Raw genomic sequence first — 18978 nt, 5'->3', positions numbered from 1 at the left:
ATTATTTGGTCATCGATGTCGTAGTTGAGACTGGCGATAAAATCGAACCAATAATACTTAAGAACTTTTGTAGCTCAGAACCACTTGCATTCGACACGTACAACATATCTTTATTTTTTAGCTGGAATTTTTGTGCAAGTAACAAACCTTCCGCCGAGGTTAAGTCAAAGCGTAGTACTTCGGGTGCTGCTTCACCTGTAGGCAATTTCGATTGACTAAATTCTGCCTTTCGAAATACAAATACACCTTTAGGATTGGCTCTAAAATCATTCAAACCTGAAGTTTTAGCAATTACATCGGAAATACTGAGCCCATTGTCTCCATAATTGAGTATGGTATTACTATTGGTTGCACCCAATACCGTCACTTCATACTGATCTTGCATCACACGAACTGTATCGCCAGGATACAGATAAATATTTTCCATGCTATTACGAGTTAAATCATCCGCTCGAATACTAAAATGTTGCTGAGCGCGCTCGATGACAAAACTTGTAGATTTCAATAGGCGAATGTCCGTCACACTTGGAATGACATCAATTAAACGCTCACCCTTTGCAGTTAAAGGAATACTTACCGATTTACGATCTGCGATTAAGGTTACAGTATTCGTGTTGTTTTGGCTTAAGCGTGCCATGACCTGGGGCTTGTTCGCAATTTTCGATAGGCCTTGGCGAATAGTCTGTTGAATTTGATCTAAAGTCCGGCCTGATGCTTTGACATTTCCCACAAAAGGTACTGTGATATAACCCTGATCTGTAATCATTTGCTCAGGCATATTTAGCACACCACCTGATATACCTAAACTATCGGCTGATGTTGTACCAAATAAAACTGCAGGCGGTGCTTCCCAAATTGAAATTTGAACAATATCCCCAGCACCTAATCGAAGTTGAGGTTTAGCACGTTGTACAAAAGCCTGAGTCATCGAACTTGGTGTAGCCTGAGAATAAAATAGGTAGTTCTCTGAGTTAATATCAATCACATGAACACTGTTATTTAGCGTCTCATTCGACATTAACTTGGAACTAGATGGTCCAGAAGACGGGATAAAACTTGTTGAATTTGAGCAGGCAGACAATATAACCGATGCACTTAATCCAAGAAAAACCGCTGTTATTTTCAACATATTACTTTTCTTATCCTTTACCTATCATCTTATTCGAACACATTTTCATTGGATGACTGGGTTTGATGAAAATCTATTCTTTTTTTGTTCAGCTTAAAAATATTAGCAATAATTTTAAGACGCTCGCAATGTAATTTTTAGCATTTATGCGTACCTAATCGTGAGTTTTGTTTTGCTTTTCTACAGTGGTGATTTGAGCGGGATCCAACACCTTTAATTTGCCTACTTTACGCCACGGACTACGCTTAATTTTTTGAGCTTCTAAAATATCAAGTGCATGCCAGTACAAACCGACAGCTCTGTCCTTTATCCAAGGTAAAGCTAAATAATGCCCAAATATAAAAGGGATCATAGGGTTACGCCTTGCATAAGCCCAAATTTCGGCCCGTATGGCAGACTGTTCACTTTCACCACGCGCATGAAAACCAAAAGTATCAGCAATTAAAAGCGTATTGGCTTTTACATTAAATTTAATGGGTGTAGCAAAGCCAAAATCTTGCAATTCTTGTGGACTAATTCGAAATGAGCCTCGTTGTGACAAAACATCAGTATGTTGTTGTGTACATATTTGAGTCGCTTTATGTTGCTCCCAAGCTAACCTTTTTTCATCTGCGCGGTGCGAGCCAGGCACATACATAAACGGGCCAGTGCTTTCATCTACATCCGTTAAAAATAGCCATGCTTTAGCACTCGAATAAAAAGTATCACTGTGAAAATTGGTCTGTGGATCTGGCTGTTCTTGATTAATTTTAGAAAATATCACTTGGATATAATTCATTGGTTGTACTTTAAAACTGGCAACAAAATTAATGAGGTTATTCCACTCTGTTTTTTGTAAAAATCCTGCTATTTTTTGTGTTTGCTGGAGTTGCTGTGCATCAAGTGACATCCGTCGCGTGACCGTATTGCCTTGAAGCATTTCACGAGTATCAAAACTGTGCGCCGCTATTTCTGATTGAAGTGCGTTAAACTCAGCCTTAGTTAAAAAATTTTCTTTAACAATATATCCATGTGTATAAAAAAACGCTGCATCTTCGGCATTAATGTGTTTTTCAAGTTTCTTCCGTCTGAGATGTGCCAAGCGATGAACCAGCGCGACCCGCTTTTTATGTAGTCCCCATTTGTTCAGCTCTATATCGCTAAGCAAATGATTTTTTTCAAATGATTTTTCACCAACAACGAGCCCAACTATATCGCGTAAAAAGATTAGAGGCCTATTCTTAGCATAGTTTTTTAGAACCCGAATGTATGTATCCAATTGACACCTTTTAAATTTATTGAATATTTTCTTTATTATTCACTTATTGTTAATAACAAGTGATTTAATATACACAATTACACAACTTTTAACACTAAGACTTATTTTAATTTTTTTTGATTAAATTACTGTTATTCATCGAAATAATTACACAACTACTCTCGAGCAAAAGCCTATATTCTATATACAAACTAAAGTGCCAAATATAGAATAAAAAAAACTCAATTAACCCAAATATAAAGCCAAACAACAATGACAACTCTGATAAATATACCGAAAATGCTCCAATATTGGGGTACGCCATTCGTGACTATTCTGTACCGCTGTTTTCTCAATCGAGAGCCTGACCCTGAAGGATTAAAATATTATTTGGGTCGTTTAGAACAAGGTATTGACCGTCTAACAATCATTGAGCAGATGCTGAAATCAGCTGAAACTAAATTGCATTTTAATCAAAAAGATCTCACGCTCATTCGCCTCGATGTTCAGCGTCTCAAAGCTTTGAGCATTTCTGGTTATTTGCCCGTCGTCCGCTTGTTTTCAACTTCTATGCCAAAAAATCAGCGGATCTTGATGAATCGTTTAACCGAGCTGCAATTTAAACTCGAATCAAACGATATACCTAAGCGAGAACATTTTTTATCAACTCACAGTATAAGTTTTGAAAAATTAAAACTTGTGAGAAATAAGAATATCAAATCATTACCACTCGCTACTGCAACATTGAATGATAAAGAACAAAAGTTATTCAATGAAATCATCAAACAATTATAATTTTGAGTTTTAAATATGCGTATTGTTATAGACATGCAAGGGTGTCAAAACCTAAGTCGTAACCGTGGAATAGGTCGCTATACTACAGGAATGGTTACTGGATTTTTAAAAGAAGCTGTAACCCAGCACGACTGCCATTTATTATTCAATGGCCAATTTAATGACAATTTACGACAACTAATAAACCATTATTCTGACTTTGTACCAATTTCAAACATTCATATATGGTATGGTATAGGGCCCTGTTCAGGCAGCAATGCAAATAATAAAATTAATAAAAATATCTCAGTCATCTTACGCGAAAAATTTATTGAAAAAATTGATCCTGACTTTGTTTTCTTAACAACTTATTTCGAAGGCTATCATGATGATACCGTTTTATCAATTCCAAAGACTCGAAGATATAAAGTAATCGCGACATCTCATGATTTAATCCCATTAATACAGCCAAAAATATATCTCGATCCGAATCCTGATTTTAAAAAATATTATTTAGAGCAAATATCAGAGTTTAAAGAAGCAGATTTATACGCTGCAGTATCAAATTCATGTTCAAATGAACTCAAAACTTACTTAGGAATTTCTAAAGAAAAAATTATAATAACATCTGAGGGTATTGAAAAAAATTTCAAAAATAGCATGCCATCTTTTGAAAAAATAGAAAAGATGCTGGATTGTAAACTAAAAGATAAAAAACTTATTTTCTATTTTGGCGCAAGTGACGAAAGGAAAAACCATTTAAAATTAATTAAAGCTTACTCACTTTTATCTAAAACAGCAAAACAGAATAGTAAATTAATCATTGCTGGGATATTAAATGATGAACATTTGAATAAGTTTAAGAACTATGCATACAGATGCGGATTAAACAATGAGGATTATATTTTTCTAAAATATATTACAGACAAACAGCTTATTGATTTATACAGCGTCTGCTACTTATTTGTTTTCCCATCATTTCATGAAGGCTTTGGGCTTCCCGCTCTTGAGGCAATGGCATGTGGTGCAGCTGTTATTACATCGAACACAACCAGCCTCCCAGAGGTAATTGGAAGAAAAGATTTAACTTTCGACCCCTACAATGCTTTAGAAATAAAGAAATTATTAGAAAATTTAATAGAAAATCCAAAGTTAAGGAATGAAATTTCGCAATATTGTGAAAGTCATTCAAAAACTTTTACATGGGAAAAAAGTGCAAAATTAATTTTAGATTCCATGGAATCTTTTGGTAGTACTAACGAGAGAGTTACTGCTGATACTTCTTATTTAATAAATTCAAGTGTCAACGCTATTAAAAAAATTACTATTAATGACGATCTGAGTAATACGAAAAAAGAACAAATAGCTTTAAAAATAATTAAAAATTTTCGAGAAAATAGAAAACCTAGAATTCTATATGATATTTCACAATTAATAACTGTAGATTTTATTACAGGAATTCAAAGAGTAACAAATGAAATCTACAATTCTTTAATCGAAAGCTACAGCGATCAATTTGAAATTATACCAATTAAAATTTCTCATCATAGCGACATTCTTGAAGCCATAGATAATCCACCAAAAACCATTAAAATTAATAAAAAATACTCATCAATTGATATTAATGATATTAGAATTGGAGATATTTTTATTAGTATCGATCTTGACCATAATGCACATACAAAAGAAGGTGCATACGAAAAACTCAGATCACAAGGATGTAAAACAGTTTTTGTTATTCATGATCTTTTGCCTTTTGATTTTGGTGATAGCTTTTTTAGCCCAAATTCAGCAGTTGTACATTTTGGCTGGTTTAAGGCGATCGCTAAAGCCGACCATTTAGTATGTGTTTCACAATCTGTAATGGAACATTCAAAATATTATCTTAATGCCGTAGAGAACATTAATACGAATTTAAAAATAGGATGGTTTCATCTTGGCGGTAATTTTAAAAATGAAAAACACATAAATTTAGATAAAAATTTAAATATCGAACTCCAAAAAATAAATTTTTCAAATCCTGTTTTTTTAATGGTCGGCAGCGTCGAACCCCGTAAAGGACACTTAGAAGTTATTGAAGCAATGTCTGATCTCTGGGATTCCGGTTACCAAGGTTCTTTAGTCATCGTTGGTGCTCGTGGCTGGAACAATGATTTAGTCATTGAAGTAATTAATTCAAGTCAATATAAAGATAAACTCTTATTCTGGCCTTCAAAAATATCAGATGCCGATTTAGCATATTTATATAAAAATTCAACCGCACTCATTGCTGCTTCATTAGGTGAAGGCTTTGGACTACCCCTGATTGAATCATTACAGCACAATACACCCGTTATCGCTAGAAACATCCCTGTGTTTCGAGAAGTAACTAAAAATTCCTGCTTATATTTTAATGATGCAGAAGATTTGAAAAATATTATTTTGAAATATCATAAACAGCAATTAGGCAATAATTTTACATCACAAAACTGGGGAGAATCGGCTAAACAACTGATGAATGCCATAACAAAAGGCCACAATTCCGAAACATGGCATCGTGACGATAAACTTTGGCTATTACCAGTTTGTTCAAATAAATTTAATAGTACCAGCGGTATTTACTCAAGTGATCGAATTAAATCTAAATTTGAAAAAGGTTTACTTGTTTGGGGGGGCTATTTCCCTTTAGAAAGTGGCAGCTATGATCTTAAAATATATGGTAAATCCTATATTGAACAAGAAATTAATCTTAAAATTGTTACTCATTTACATGGTGAAATCAAAGTACTATTCGAGAAAAGATTCTTAACCCTCTCTTTAAGCAAAGGAATTTATGATATTCCTGAAATTATCTGCAATATACCAGTGAGCTTAAATGAATCAATTGATAGAGCTGAAATCTATATAGAATCATCTGAAAAAAATGACTTATATGTAAGTTGCTTCGAAATCAAGAAAACTAGTGATCTTCCTTTTATACTTCTAAACACTGCTCACAATTATTTCAAATCTGAAATTGGTCTAAAAAATGAGAGCGGAATTTATACTCAGAATAAAAAAGGAAATCTTTTGACTTGCGGTCTAGTCAATTTAGACTTAGGAAAATACACAATTGAGATTTTAGGCACTTCACCTCAAAATCAAATGATAAATTTTTCAATTGGCTATTATGATGAATTTAATTCAAAACAAATTGCAGTAAACTTTAATGACTTACCAATTCAAAAATCCACTAATTCAATCATCTCAAAAAAAATATTTAATCTAGAAAATGACATTCAAAATGCTGAATTTTTCATAGATGTAAATGAGGACAATAAACTGAAAATCAGTGAAATCAGACTGCAAAGAATCTAGAATTAAAAAAAGCCAGATTATGATCTGGCTTTTTTAATATCAAACTCTAATGAAACCTAAATTTCAGCTAATATTAACGAATTATAAAAATTGTATCCCTAAATCAAGGAATTATAAAAATCATACCCTTCATCAATATTATCAAAGTGCTTCATTTTTCCTTGATGAAGTACGCAAACTGAATTGCAACGTTCACGAATATTATGAACTTCATGTGAAACAAGAATAATACCCCTATCTTTTCTTCTTTCAAAAAGCTCCTCTTCACATTTGCGGTGAAAACGCGCATCGCCAACTGAGATCACTTCATCTATCAAAAAACAGTCAAACTCAATTGCCATAGACAGCGCGAATGCAAAACGTGCCCGCATACCCTGTGAATAGCTTTTAACTGGCTCGTATAAATAGCTTCCTAATTCAGCGAAATCTTGGACAAAGTCACGTACATACTGAATATCCACATCATAAATGCGGGCAATAAATCTCAGGTTATCCATACCTGTCAGCGAACCTTGAAAAGCACCGCCAAAAGCCAACGGCCATGAAACAGAAACACCACGCGAAACTGTTCCTTTTGAAGGTTGTTCTACACCGCTGATCAAACGGATTAAAGTCGATTTACCTGCACCATTACGCCCAAGAAAACCAACTTTATCATTTCCTTTCATTTCAAAATTAATATCATCCAGCACTGTTCTCCAGCCAGAATGAATATGGTATTGCTTCGACACATTTTCCAGTTTTATCATTCAGGAATTACCTTTTTATTCAGCCAAGATATCCCCATCAATCCAACAAGAATCATACTTATAGAAACAACAAATAAATACAGCGGTTCTTCATGGGTCTGTACAAGATGCCCATAATAACCATGACGCAACATTTCAATCGCATGAACTGGGGGCACATATAGGATGTATTTCTGTAAATATGTCGGCAAGGTATCTACAAAATAGAATGCACCTGAAAAGGGTAAAAACAGATAAGTGAATGTATGCCAAATCCGATCAAAAACTTCCGATATTTCAGACATCACACCCACCACAAACCCTAGGCCCGCTGTAAATAATGCCAAAAGAAGCCACGCACAAAGCATCAGAAAAATATTGTCTGGCATATCTATAAAGCCCAGCACGATAAATATTGTCATCAGCAGAATAAATGAAATCGTAATACCCGCAATTTCCAATATCAACCTAGACCAATACACGTCAACAATACGGACATTACGGTGATACATAAGCGATAAGTTTGGCTCAACAGATCCTGCTAAACGATTGCTGATATTTCGCCACATGAGAATGTAAGAATAGCCAATAATGGAAAAAGCTATTATCGAAATGCTTCCAGTATGCAACTTTGTATAAGACCATAAAATCACAATGCCGATCGTAAATAGTAACGGTTCAATAAACAGCCATAAAAAGCCAAGATTATGACGTCCATAGCGGGTCAGCACCTCTCGAAGTAGCAATGCGCCTATCACCCGAATCTGTATTTTTAAGCTTTTGACAAAAGAACTATTCATTTTAACCTTGATGCTCTCTTACACCTGCTGCCAGTAAACTATAGATTCCCCATAAAATTAATGAGATCAAAATCGTGGAAATAATATTTTTAAAGCGCTTTGGCTCAATGGCTGCATCCGCCATATTCGGCTGTGCGATCCGTTCCAAGTACAGCTGTTTGCGCTCAGCTTCATTTTTATTTTGCTCCAATGTCGCCATAGCACCAGCAAGCTGTTTCACCGCCACTTCTTTGGCCACCATGAGGCGCTCATATTCAATCGATTTATTGTTATATGAACTGTTGCCATTGCCGAGCATTTGACCCTTGATTTTGGAAATCTGATTTTCCAGATTTTTTTCACGTTCTTTTAAAATTGAAATTTGCGGGTTTTCTGGTGTCACCAGCTGCACTTGCGCAATTTGGGTTTGCACCAAAATCAGCTGATCCTGCAATTTAGAAACTAGCTGCAAATCAATAGTAGCTTGTTTCTCCAAATCAAAAATTTGATTTTTGCTTCTAAATTTCACCAGCTCTGCTGAAATAGCTTCTACACGTTTTTGAGCAACCACCACCTCTGTAGCCGATGTACGGATTAAATCCTGACGGCCACGCGCATTTAAGCCATTAACCAGATCTTCCGCCATATTGAGCAGCTTATTGTTTATCTTATATGCCTCTTCTGCTGAATATGCGCGGACTTCAAGTGTAGAAATCGAAGACGTGGACTCCATCGTGACTTTCACACGATCTTGATAATACTTATAAAGATTTTCCATCGTATTATCTAAACCCATACCATCAAATTTGCTTAAAAAATCGATATGAGCATGGGTATAGATTTTTTTCAGATCAAGCTCTTTCTGCAGTTTGGCAACCGCATCACGCGACATCATAAAATCATTGACTACATAGGCATCGTCCGTAGAACGGGCAAAGCCTGAGCTTTGTAAAAAAGCGGATAAGCCTCCTGCGGAGGCGGTTTTTTGTGGACTGCGTATGACATAACTTGAAGAAGATACGTAGCGGTCTGATGCGATAAGACCAAAATATATAATTGAAAATACTGAGGGAATAATCACAATCAGTACAAATGACCACGATAAACGTTTCTGTTTCAACATGCGCTAGCATTACTCTAATTTTAAAAATTTAAATTTTTATCACCATTTGCGGTAAGGTCCTCTCGCCGCAAATCTATTGTTTTAGCTGTGCTTAACCACAACGACCATAATTATCTTCTATGCGCACAATATCATCTTCACCAAGATAATGTCCTGATTGCACTTCAATTATTTCTAATGGAACCTTTCCTGGGTTTTCAAGACGATGAACCTCTCCCATTGGAATATAAGTCGACTCATTTTCCGTTAATAAAAATACATTTTCACCGCAAGTGACTCGTCCAGTTCCACGTACCACAATCCAATGTTCCGCACGGTGATAATGCATTTGTAGACTGAGTTTTTCACCAGGATTAACCACGATTCGTTTCACTTGAAAGTTTTGTTCTTTATCAATTGAATCATAGGTTCCCCATGGGCGATCAACTTTGCGACCATTTTCCATGAGCGCTGGATAGTGATCTTTTATTTTTTTCACCAGTGCGCGCATTTCATTTAGGTTCTCACGGTCAGCAATAAATAGCGCATCATCTGTGTCTACCACAATTAAATTTTCTGCACCTAAAAGAGAAACCACACGCTTATTCGAAGAGTAGACCAAATTATTTTTGGACGCATGCACAAGCGTTGGGTCGACACCTTTGAGCACATTTCCTTGTTCATTCTGCTGGCTAATTTCCCATACCGCAGCCCACCCCCCCACATCCGACCAATCTACATCAAATGGCACAACATAACTTGGTACATGTGAAAAAGCCCCTTGCCCTAATTTTTCCATCACGGCATAGTCAATCGAATCATCTTCTGATTTTTCAAAACTTGGTTTATCTAAAATCGTAAATGCATCTACTTTTGTAGAGAGTTGAAATGCTTGTTCGCAGGCGGTGTAAATTGCAAGATTGGCTTGTTTGATAAGTGAAAGCCATACACTTGCTTTTAATACAAATAAACCACTGTTCCAATAATATTCGCCAGAAGCCACATATTGTTTGGCAATTTCTAAAGATGGTTTTTCTACAAACCTCTCAAGTTGGTGAATACCAGTTTGATCATTTTTTTGTGTTTTAATATAACCAAAACCAATATCTGCTGCATGTGGTGTTATACCAAAACAAACAACTGCACCTTCATCAGCTTTTTTTGCTGCAATATGCACAGCCTTTTCAAATGCCTCAATATTGGAAATTGCGTGATCTGCTGGCATCACTAACAGCACAGGATCTAGGCCATTTTCAATTGACTTAAACGCCGCGACGGTAAGCGCTGGCGCTGTATTCCTCGAAACAGGCTCTAAAATACAATGTGCAATAGATTGCATACTTTTTAATTGATTTTCTACAATAAAACGATAGTCCACATTCCCTACAATGAGTGGTGTGGAGATTTGCGCAAAATATTGTTCCAAACCCGAAATACGGCCCACGGTATTTTGTAATAAGGTCTTTTCGTTAAATAACTTCAGTAATTGTTTAGGGTTTTTTTCTCTAGATAAAGGCCATAAACGGCTGCCTGAACCTCCTGAGAGTATGACGGGTTTTAATAACATTTTTATTTTCCTATTAATTCAATTATTTCACATTCAACAATGGATTTGTTGAACGATTTTTATTGTATATTTCTACTTTAACTTTTGACCAAACCACGCCTGTTTGGTTTTGACATCCACTCATTTTTTTGTAAAAACTACCGTTAAACTGCGTGGTGTGTTGTAAAAAATACAGATATTTCTGTACAACTTTTTCATCCACATTCCATGCCAAAGCTTGTTGCCAAAACCTATCTATATGGCATTGCATGGTCATGGGCTCGATGTCGTATACCGCACGCCCACAGACTTTCACAGGAACCAAAGATTCTACTGCAGACATTCCTACAGTACTGTTAATCACGACCACGCCACGTGCATTTTCAAGTAAATCAGGCAAATACTGATCATGAATATATAAAACCCGAGAACTGATGTTTAACTGCAATGCCAGTTGCTGTATAAGTTGCGTATATTCACGGTATCCACGATCAAATGGATGCTGCTTTAGCACTAAAAGCGTATCTTGAGGTGCATGATGGGCAAATGAATACATCACTTCTTCAATAAATTCTTCAATTCCACTGTAATTAGAATGAAATTCAATTTGTGCATCGTTATGGGTTTGCAAAGGCACTAAAAAATAATCTTTCTTTTTGAAATTTAATAAATATTTCTCAATACGCCTTTCTTTTAATTTAAATTGATATTTACGAATCCCACCTTTTAACCAAGGCCAAAATTCGGCAATTGTCAGTGGCCGATGGTGCTGGTAAAACGGATATTGCTTGGACTTTAAACTCGCCATAATGTAATAAATGGCTGCCCAAAATGCGGCATACCAAAATGTACGCCCTAATTCCACAACATCATCTGCAATAATGTGATCTTCTTGATGATGCTGGAGATATTGTTGAAATCGCTTAGGTACACTTGAAAAACCATTCACCCCACCTTTTTCACAGGTGATGTGATTCGGCCTCAAATAGCCCTCTTCAAATACATACCATTCCAACTCAAATTCTGACAACGCTGCACGTGCCAAACGATGTATAGGCCGACAATCCCCAAACAACATAATGCTGTCGATGTCATACTGCTTTACTAACTGCTGAATATATGATGAAAATTCATACATTTCCCCATTGAAATTCCATCCATTTTTAAAGAAAAATTCATCCCCACCGTTAAAATTTACTTTATAAACACTTGCATTAACGTCTTTTAAATCCCTAGCTAAATTACGAAAAAAGTAACCTATAGGCCCCTGAAGTAATAGTATTTTTTTATTTGATAATTCATCTATTATCATTGTGTTCATCTTTAAATTATTCTTACGCCCTTAAAATAGCACAGCACTATGGCGAAAAAAAACACACAAAAAATGATAAAATTTACCTATGAAATCAATTTGATAGACATTATTACTACATTTTTAAACATCTAATTTCTAAATCATTATTTTTTAAAAGTTTTTTAATTATTTCATTGATTTAAACTTATTTTATTTTAATGATTGATTCTTTGAATCAAATATCAGATTTTATGAGGCGAATTTAATCACTCTAAATATCAACTAAATGATCCCTCTCTTTTTTATGAATCTACAATGAATATATAAATCAAATATCTATTCTTCATTTAAAACCAATTTCAACCTGTAAAAATAGCGTATTCAAAACCTTGATAAAAACCCAAAAAAGCGTGCAATAAATGCTATATTAGCCAATAGCCTCTGTTTGTAATGTTTATTATTCAGTGGGCTTATATACTGAGTCACTCATTACGATGATTACTCAGGCATGTAAAGGAATAACTTAGATAAATTTCAAAAGGTTACATCTAAAATGCTTCTCATGATCGACAACTATGACTCTTTTACCTATAACATCGTGCAATATTTTGGCGAGTTAAACCAGGAAGTAAAAGTAGTCCGTAATGATGCCGTGACTTTGGAAGATATTGAACGATGGCAACCGAAGTATTTGGTCATTGGCCCTGGCCCTTGTTCACCAAGTGAAGCAGGCATCTCCATTCCTGCTATTCAATATTTTGCAGGCAAAATTCCATTGCTCGGTGTGTGCTTAGGCCACCAAGCCATAGGGCAAGCTTTTGGCGGCGATATTATTCGCGCAAAGAAAGTCATGCATGGTCGCTTGTCAGATATGTATCACAGTGACAAAGGTATTTTCAGCAATCTTCCGTCTCCCTTTTCAGCAACGCGCTATCACTCATTAGTGATTGACCAAGCAACGCTACCGGAGTGTTTAGAAGTGACTTGCTGGACCAATGAAATTGATGGTTCTATGGAAGAAATCATGGGTGTAAAACATAAGACATTGCCCGTTGAAGGCGTGCAATTCCACCCTGAGTCCATTCTGAGTGAACATGGCCACCAAATTTTCAAAAACTTTTTAGAAATTTACGCATAAGTGATATCCAAATGAATATTCAACAAGCTTTAAATAATATTACAAAAAACATCGAACTCACTCAGCCACAAATGGAAGCAGTCATGCGTACCATTATGAATGGCGAAGCCTCTGATGCACAAATTGGCGCGTTTATGATGGGCTTACGCTTAAAGGGTGAAAGTATCGATGAAATTACAGCAGCTGCACGTGTGATGCGTGAACTTGCCATTAAAATTGATGTGAGCGACTTGCCTAATTTAGTCGATATTGTCGGCACAGGTGGTGATGGTCAAAACTTGTTTAACGTGTCTACTGCGTCTTCATTTGTTATCGCTGCTTCAGGTGCGACAATTGCTAAGCATGGCGGTCGCGGTGTGTCATCGTCTTCGGGTTCTTCAGATTTGCTTGAAAAAGCTGGGATTAATTTAGATCTTAGTATGCAACAGACAGAACGTTGCATCCGCGAACTTGGGGTTGGCTTCTTATTTGCACCAAACCATCACAAAGCTATGAAATATGCTGCAGGTCCACGTAAAGAATTGGGCTTCCGTAGCATATTTAATTTACTCGGCCCGCTTACGAATCCGGCTGGCGTAAAACGTTTTGTCATTGGAGTATTTTCACCTGAACTTTGTCGCCCAATTGCAGAGGTATTGAAGCAACTTGGTGCTGAACACGTGATGGTGGTGCACTCAAAAGACGGCCTAGATGAAATTAGCCTCGCATCAAGCACTTATGTTGCAGAATTAAAAAATGGTGAAGTGACTGAATGGCAAATTCAACCTGAAGATGTAGATATTGAATCGCAAACATTAACAGGTTTATCTGTAGAAAGTTCAGCAGAAAGCTTAGCGCTGATTAAAGATGCTTTAGGCAAGAAAAAAAGCGCCAAAGGTGATAAAGCAGCCAATATGATTGCACTCAATGCTGGTGCGGGTATCTATGTATCTGGCCTAACACCAAGCTATAAACTGGGTGTTGCGCTGGCACATGACATTATCTATGGCGGTCAAGCACTTGAAAAAATGGACGTGCTGTCTGAATTTACAAAAACACTGAAACAATACGAAGCCTAAGGATTAAGGAAAAACATCATGGTTGATATCGCAAATACCATCTTAGGTAAAATTGTTGACCGTAAGCAGGAAGAATTTGCTGTTCGCTTAAAACAGAAAAGTTATAAAGATGTTGAAGAACTCGCGCAAGCGGCAACGCCTGTACGTGGTTTTGCAAAATCGTTGTTAAGCAAACGTCCGGGCGTAATTGCTGAAATTAAAAAGGCGTCCCCTTCTAAGGGCGTAATTCGTGAAAACTTTAACCCTGCAGAAATTGCACAGCAATATCAAGAAGCTGGCGCTGCCTGTTTATCTGTTTTAACCGATGTGGATTTTTTCCAAGGTGCAGACGAAAATATTCAGATTGCCCGCACACATTGTGACTTACCTGCGCTACGCAAAGATTTTTTGATTGATCCATACGGCGTGATTGAAGCTCGTGCTTTGCATGCAGACTGTATTTTGCTGATTGTGGCATGCTTGTCTAATCAACAACTGGAAGAAATGTCTAAAACTGCGTTTGAGCATAATTTAGATGTGCTGGTTGAAGTGCATGATGAAGACGAACTGGAACGTGCGCTCCGTTTAGATGATCGTTGCCTATTAGGTGTGAATAACCGCAACTTAAAAACCTTTGATGTAGATTTGAATACATCACTACGTTTGAAAAAGTTGCTTGAACCTTCTCGCCTGTTAGTGACTGAAAGCGGTATCGCTACACCTGCCGATGTAGCAATGATGCAAGAAAATGATATTCACGCATTCTTAGTGGGTGAAAGCTTTATGAAACAGCCTCGTCCTGATCAGGCTTTTGCTGAATTATTTGGCGTACCACAGTCACAATAAATTCTTTGGTTTAGGGGTGAACACATTCACCCCTAAACGATTTCGCTAGATGCGATACTTCTTTCTGTGCCCTCTGCGCAGTGCATATAATTAAAAGAAGATCTCTACTTTAGCGCAATAAACCCTTGTAATTTTAGGTAAATTTACATAGTAGTGATGTTGCCAAAGATCGACCTTTTTCATTCTTTTTATAAAATCAATTTATAAACTCAATTTTCGATTCAAACGCTATATGAATAATAATAACTGTGGTCTGCCTATTTATATTATCGGTGCAGGTATTGCAGGAATTAGTTGTGCTAAACAACTGCAAGATGCTGGCAAAAGCGTCATTATTTTGGAATCACGCGATCGAATTGGTGGGCGAATCGACTCTAACAAAATGAATGATGATATTTTTGATTTAGGCGCTTCATGGATTCATGGTATTCAAAACAACCCCATCTGGACATTGAGCCAAAAATTTAAGATTAAAACTCAAGTATTCAACTACGACCAACCACAATATTTTCACGCTAACGGTCAATTATTTACTAAATATGAAGTTCAAGTTTTTGAGAATTATATTGAAAAAATACAATCTTTATTATTAGAAAGTGAGCATGAATCAGCTTTGCTGGCTGTGCAAAACATCTTAAATTCACTTGATGATCAGAATCATGCATTTTCAGCACAAGACTTAAAAATGCTTTTGCTTAGTTTTTTTCAATATGTCGCGAATGATCCTTATGCCACAGATTTAGAACAACTCTCTAGCCAATATCAAAATTATGAAGGCTATTTTGAGGGAGATGAAGTCATTTTTCCTGAAGGCTATACACAAGTGATTCATCATCTTGCACAAGATCTTGATATTAAGCTCAACGTTAAGGTTCAAAAAATTTCGCTTAAATCTGGTTATGTCGAAATAGAAGATCAACACCATCAAATCTTTCAAGCTTCACAAATTGTGGTGGCCGTACCTTTAGGTGTATTAAAACATGGACATCTTCAATTTAGCCCACCCTTAGCAGATAGCTATCGTCATGCCATCAATAACATGGGATTTGGTTCATTTAATAAAGTGTTTTTTCAATTAGACATGTTCTTCCACTTCATTCTTCTTCATTAGAGATGAATTCCAGTACGCTGTATTGGAGCAATAATAAATTATTTAATCTTTTAGATTTGACACACATCTATCAAAAGCCAACCTATCTAATGTTATTTGGCGGGTCAGCATCTGTTTTTATGGATCGTGCGAATGATAATGCGGCCTGGGATATGATTAAGCAAAGTTTGCAGGACACATTTAAGACCACGATTGGCCAACCTAAAGACTTGATTATCACACGCTGGGGATCTGATCCGAACAGCTATGGCTCTTTTAGTTTCCCTGCACTTCATCACAACCAAAAATTAACGCAAGTATTTGAAAATCACATTGATGGAAAAGTGTTTTTTGCTGGGGAACACTGTAGTCTCAAATATGCAGGCACAGTCCATGGTGCCTATATCAATGGCTATGAAACAGCACAACGAATATTAAATCTGTAGTTTGGTAATAAGATGTTGGTGTGTTTACTTAGATTGAATATTGAATACATCAAGTATCACGGCATAGCTTTACATGCGTTGGCTATAAATGGTCGTAAACTACTCTTCTGACTCAGATTTAAAATATAAAGCGCAAATGTAATATATTTCTCATTTTTCACAATTGGGACTATAATTTAGCTCTGTCTTAGCCTCCTCCCTTGTTTTTTCCATTATGAGCAAACACGATTCTTCGCTGTCTAAAGAACAATATAACTTACTGAATGCTTTTAAAAAGCAAATCAATAAGCCGGCGCCTGCGCCCGAACCCATTGCACCTATTGAAAAAACGCCAGAACAGGAACAGCAAGAAGACTTAGATTTTTTTCGCAAGCAAATGCAAGGCGTGCAAAAAATGGCCGCTAGCAATGTTGCAAAAACAACAAAGAGCACGAAGAAAAAACCAGATGCACAAATTCTTGCTAAACGTGCCTCTGCGACTGGCCCCCTAGAAACGGATGAAACATTGCTTTCCGACACACAGGCCATGTTAAATCCAGTTGCCAGCCAAGCCAACTTAAGCTACCGCATTGCAACTTTGCAACATCGTGTATTTGAAGATTTAAAAGCAGGTAATTTACGCTGGTTTGAAGCGGTAGATTTGCACGGCTGTACCATTGAAGAAGCGCGAAGTGCCGTTTTGCAGATTATTCAAATGGCCAAAGACAACAATGAAAATGTACTCAAAATTGTGCATGGTAAAGGCCCTGAAGCTATCTTGAAAACCCACGTCAATAGTTGGCTACGTCAGCACCGCGATGTTTTGGCATTTGTCAGTGCACCTGAAAAACAAGGTGGGACTGGTGCGGTATTAGTCTTGTTAAAACGTGCAGAAAAGAACCCAAAGTTTAAACAGTAATCGGATTTCTCCTTAAAAGCGGGCATTGTAATGGTTTTCTGCTACAATGCGCTCCTTGTTCAATCTCTCTGTGTAAGTGAACACATCTATGTCTATGCAGCAATCCTACGCTAACATTCTTACTGCCGTTGGTGAAGATCTGAATCGCCCAGGTCTTAAAGATACGCCGATGCGTGCTGCTAAAGCTTTTTCTTATCTAACGTCTGGTTATAACCAAACTTTAGAGGAAGTGACCAACAATGCGGTTTTTCCTTCAGATAACCGTGAAATGGTTTTAGTTAAAAACATTGAATTCTATTCATTGTGCGAACACCATCTTTTGCCATTTTATGGCCGTGTACATATTGCCTATCTCCCTGAAGGCAATGTTTTGGGTTTATCTAAATTTGCCCGTATTACAGAAATGTTTGCTCGTCGTTTACAAATTCAAGAAAATCTCACGCAGCAAATTGCTGAAGCGGTTGCGGAAGTAACTGGCGCTCGCGGGGTTGCGGTTGTGATTGACTCTGCACACATGTGTATGATGATGCGAGGTGTAGGCAAGCAAGAATCAACAACACGTACCGTTTCTTTTGTAGGTGACTTTAAAACCAACAAAGAAGAACGTCGCGAATTCTTAAGTGCTGTGCCTGAAAGTTACTAATTCCTGTTGTATATCAAGCCTCAACTTTTGTTGGGGCTTTTTTATCAGCCATTATTAATTATTTAGTTTTTGTTTGAGGAAAAGACCATGCCACAGATTTGGCTTGCAGGTGAAGGACTCACCGATAGTACGTGCGCAGTTGATTATCCACGACCTGATCGTCTGGTTAAAGGTAACCCAGAGCGTCATACCTACAGTGCTTATGCGCACCCCAACATGGACTGTGGAATTTGGCAGTGCGAAGTCGGTGCATGGAATATTGTCTTTGCAGCCAACAAACAAGAATTTTTTACAGTGCTTGAAGGTCGTGTCCGCCTGCATCATAAGCATTCAGACATTGTGATTGAAGTCAGTGCTGGCGAAGCTGGAATTATCCCTCCAGCGTTTGAAGGGACATTTGAAGTAGTTGAAAAAGTTAAAAAATATTATGTGGTGGTCGAAGCTTAAATCAACTCAAGCAAGTTAAACAGTGCGCTTCATCTACAAGCGCACTGATGTATTTTACGGTTAAGCCATTTTCTGTACTTCTGTCACATATACACAGTTACGGCCACGGTTTTTCGCACTATATAACGCTAAATCAGTCGCATCTAAAAAGCGCTGGTAATCTGGATGACCATCGTACTGTGTACAACCAATACTCACGGTAAAGTTAAAGTCTTCCCCCACAGATGTTTGCAATGTCGTATCTTCAATACACATTCGAATATTTTCTGCGACCATTTTGGCGCGGCTCAAGTCGCTATCGACCAGTAAAAGTAAAAATTCTTCGCCACCTATACGGAAAGCATAGTCACTGCCCTTGCTGAATTTTTGTAAGGTTTCAGCAATAAACTTTAGTGCCATATCGCCTGCCGCATGGCCATAACGGTCGTTCACGGTTTTAAAATAATCTGCATCCAAAGCAAGCAAAGAAAGCGCTGATCTATGTTTACGTGCATAGCTAATTTCACGC

At 37.0% G+C, this 18978-nt stretch carries 18 protein-coding genes; 10 read left to right on the top strand and 8 right to left on the bottom strand.

From position 1 onward, the window contains the following. Window position 1 precedes the first annotated feature (1 nt). Together EXE29_RS11650 and EXE29_RS11645 are read right to left on the bottom strand one after the other, a co-directional pair. Window positions 2–1129, bottom strand: coding sequence for a polysaccharide biosynthesis/export family protein (locus tag EXE29_RS11650; RefSeq protein WP_120364716.1), 1128 nt, complete (start codon window positions 1127–1129; stop codon window positions 2–4). Between the two features lie 154 nt (window positions 1130–1283). Beyond that, window positions 1284–2387, bottom strand: a complete 1104-nt coding sequence (locus EXE29_RS11645) for a phytanoyl-CoA dioxygenase family protein (RefSeq protein WP_165382496.1) — start codon at window positions 2385–2387, stop codon at window positions 1284–1286. 252 nt (window positions 2388–2639) lie between these two features. Between EXE29_RS11645 and EXE29_RS11640 the strand changes: the two genes are divergently transcribed. Beyond that, window positions 2640–3161 carry a DUF4214 domain-containing protein gene (locus tag EXE29_RS11640; protein WP_120364714.1) on the top strand — a complete coding sequence of 174 codons (522 nt, stop codon included), beginning with the start codon at window positions 2640–2642 and terminating at the stop codon, window positions 3159–3161. Between the two features lie 15 nt (window positions 3162–3176). Beyond that, on the top strand, window positions 3177–6476 hold the full coding sequence (locus EXE29_RS11635; RefSeq protein WP_120364713.1) for a glycosyltransferase family 4 protein: 3300 nt from the start codon (window positions 3177–3179) through the stop codon (window positions 6474–6476). Between the two features lie 98 nt (window positions 6477–6574). On the opposite strand, the gene EXE29_RS11630 is transcribed toward EXE29_RS11635, so the two are convergent. The 5 genes from EXE29_RS11630 to EXE29_RS11610 all read right to left on the bottom strand — a co-directional run bounded on the left by EXE29_RS11630 (window position 6575) and on the right by EXE29_RS11610 (window position 11769). Then, window positions 6575–7225 carry an ABC transporter ATP-binding protein gene (locus EXE29_RS11630; protein ID WP_106986295.1) on the bottom strand — a complete coding sequence of 217 codons (651 nt, stop codon included), beginning with the start codon at window positions 7223–7225 and terminating at the stop codon, window positions 6575–6577. Continuing rightward, window positions 7222–8004 carry an ABC transporter permease gene (locus tag EXE29_RS11625; protein WP_106986294.1) on the bottom strand — a complete coding sequence of 261 codons (783 nt, stop codon included), beginning with the start codon at window positions 8002–8004 and terminating at the stop codon, window positions 7222–7224. The genes EXE29_RS11630 and EXE29_RS11625 overlap by 4 nt, the downstream gene beginning before the upstream one ends. 1 nt (window position 8005) lies before the next feature. Next, the gene (locus EXE29_RS11620) at window positions 8006–9106 is read right to left on the bottom strand and encodes a KpsE/RkpR family capsule polysaccharide export protein (protein ID WP_120364712.1); all 1101 of its coding nucleotides are present in this window, start codon (window positions 9104–9106) and stop codon (window positions 8006–8008) included. Between the two features lie 91 nt (window positions 9107–9197). Then, window positions 9198–10652, bottom strand: coding sequence for a mannose-1-phosphate guanylyltransferase/mannose-6-phosphate isomerase (locus EXE29_RS11615; protein WP_120364711.1), 1455 nt, complete (start codon window positions 10650–10652; stop codon window positions 9198–9200). A gap of 22 nt (window positions 10653–10674) precedes the next feature. Then, on the bottom strand, window positions 10675–11769 hold the full coding sequence (locus EXE29_RS11610; protein WP_165382495.1) for a capsular biosynthesis protein: 1095 nt from the start codon (window positions 11767–11769) through the stop codon (window positions 10675–10677). Between the two features lie 709 nt (window positions 11770–12478). Between EXE29_RS11610 and EXE29_RS11605 the strand changes: the two genes are divergently transcribed. The 8 genes from EXE29_RS11605 (at window position 12479) to EXE29_RS11575 (ending at window position 18470) form a co-directional block, all read left to right on the top strand. After that, complete coding sequence (locus EXE29_RS11605; protein WP_120364709.1) at window positions 12479–13063, top strand: anthranilate synthase component II; 585 nt, start codon at window positions 12479–12481, stop codon at window positions 13061–13063. Between the two features lie 11 nt (window positions 13064–13074). After that, window positions 13075–14121 (top strand): anthranilate phosphoribosyltransferase, encoded by a 1047-nt coding sequence (gene trpD / locus EXE29_RS11600; protein ID WP_117007304.1) that lies wholly within the window; start codon window positions 13075–13077, stop codon window positions 14119–14121. Between the two features lie 18 nt (window positions 14122–14139). Then, window positions 14140–14946 (top strand): indole-3-glycerol phosphate synthase TrpC, encoded by an 807-nt coding sequence (gene trpC / locus EXE29_RS11595; RefSeq protein ID WP_117007305.1) that lies wholly within the window; start codon window positions 14140–14142, stop codon window positions 14944–14946. A gap of 232 nt (window positions 14947–15178) precedes the next feature. Then, window positions 15179–16057: a flavin monoamine oxidase family protein gene (locus EXE29_RS11590; RefSeq protein WP_252383552.1), complete on the top strand. Its 879-nt coding sequence runs from the start codon at window positions 15179–15181 to the stop codon at window positions 16055–16057. A 2-nt stretch (window positions 16058–16059) separates the two neighbouring features. Continuing rightward, the gene (locus EXE29_RS17750; protein ID WP_252383551.1) at window positions 16060–16482 is read left to right on the top strand and encodes an FAD-dependent oxidoreductase; all 423 of its coding nucleotides are present in this window, start codon (window positions 16060–16062) and stop codon (window positions 16480–16482) included. A gap of 214 nt (window positions 16483–16696) precedes the next feature. Beyond that, on the top strand, window positions 16697–17380 hold the full coding sequence (locus EXE29_RS11585) for a Smr/MutS family protein (protein WP_106986286.1): 684 nt from the start codon (window positions 16697–16699) through the stop codon (window positions 17378–17380). A 94-nt stretch (window positions 17381–17474) separates the two neighbouring features. Continuing rightward, on the top strand, window positions 17475–18023 hold the full coding sequence (gene folE / locus EXE29_RS11580) for a GTP cyclohydrolase I FolE (RefSeq protein ID WP_171356341.1): 549 nt from the start codon (window positions 17475–17477) through the stop codon (window positions 18021–18023). An 87-nt stretch (window positions 18024–18110) separates the two neighbouring features. Beyond that, window positions 18111–18470, top strand: a complete 360-nt coding sequence (locus EXE29_RS11575) for a cupin domain-containing protein (protein WP_120364708.1) — start codon at window positions 18111–18113, stop codon at window positions 18468–18470. 60 nt (window positions 18471–18530) lie between these two features. Here EXE29_RS11575 and EXE29_RS11570 read toward each other — a convergent pair. Then, on the bottom strand, window positions 18531–18978 hold a 448-nt coding region (locus EXE29_RS11570; protein WP_130125656.1), incomplete at its 5' end, for a GGDEF domain-containing protein.

The sequence above is a fragment of the Acinetobacter sp. WCHAc060006 genome (assembly GCF_004209135.1).
Taxonomy (GTDB): Bacteria; Pseudomonadota; Gammaproteobacteria; order Pseudomonadales; family Moraxellaceae; genus Acinetobacter; species Acinetobacter cumulans.
This window is presented reverse-complemented; position numbering and strand designations above follow the sequence as displayed.